The organism is Streptomyces sp. NRRL S-337 (assembly GCF_000720175.1).
Taxonomy (GTDB): Bacteria; Actinomycetota; Actinomycetes; order Streptomycetales; family Streptomycetaceae; genus Streptomyces; species Streptomyces siderophoricus.
Genome location: NZ_JOIX01000185.1, coordinates 1 through 464, shown reverse-complemented (window position 1 = coordinate 464; position 464 = coordinate 1). Strand labels below are relative to the sequence as shown.

The window sequence follows — 464 nt, the reverse complement described above, 5'->3', positions numbered from 1 at the left end:
CCCGGCGGACTGGACGGCCCCACCGACGAGCACCAGCAGCACGTCGAGAACGCCATCCCCAAGGACGACAACGGCGACCCGCAACCCCACCCCGACCCCCGCGACGGCAACTGGGTCCGCACCATCAACCACCCCGGCCCCGACGCCCCCGGCCGCAACAACAACTGCGTCGACGCCGCCCTCGCCACCGCCGACACCTACGCCGGCAACCCCACCGCCGCCGCCCACCGCACCCCCGACACCCACCCCGACGGAACCCCCTCCGACCGCGGCGAAACCAACGGCCGCAACCGCATCGAAAACACCCTCGGCGCCCCCTTCCACGACTACGGCAACGGCCCCGACGCCTTCCACCGCCTCGAAAACGACCTCCGCAACAACGGCCACGGCTCCCAAGCCGTCATCGTCACCCAGGACAACAACGGCCGCGCCCACGCCTGGAACGTCGTCAACCACAACGGCAA

At 71.3% G+C, this 464-nt stretch carries 1 protein-coding gene; it reads left to right on the top strand.

The genetic code is table 11. The features are described from left to right. Positions 1 to 464: toxin glutamine deamidase domain-containing protein (locus IG62_RS0141005; protein WP_030816407.1), on the top strand; the 464-nt coding region annotated here is incomplete at both ends.